The organism is Microbacterium sp. H6, from assembly GCF_003314775.1.
Classification (GTDB): Bacteria; Actinomycetota; Actinomycetes; order Actinomycetales; family Microbacteriaceae; genus Microbacterium; species Microbacterium oxydans.
On sequence record NZ_QOAY01000193.1, the window covers coordinates 1 to 302 of the forward strand.

General features: G+C 75.5%; 1 pseudogene. It reads left to right on the forward strand.

Features of this window, described 5'->3' with window-relative positions:
* A pseudogene (locus DSP71_RS22305) lies at nucleotides 1–302 on the forward strand (hypothetical protein); the annotation flags it as partial.

Genomic DNA, 302 nt, shown 5'->3' on the forward strand with positions numbered 1-302 from the left:
GCGCAGGCCCTGCAGACCCGCGCACGCGTGCGCGGTGGCACCAGCTCGTACGCCGAGGGGGCGGTCGACGCCGACGAGTCCTGCCGCCTGCTCGCCGAGCTGGGAGCGACCCGTGCACTCGGCGACGCCCATCTGCTCGCCGGCGCGCTCTGGGAGGACGCCGACGAGCCGGAGAAGGCCGTCTCGCGCTATCGCCTCGCCGCTCGCCTCGGCGGCGACGCGGGAGGCGACACGACCGGACTCGACTTCCGACTCGCCCGCGCAATGCTGCGGGTCGGTGATGCGGAGGAGGCCGCCGAGCT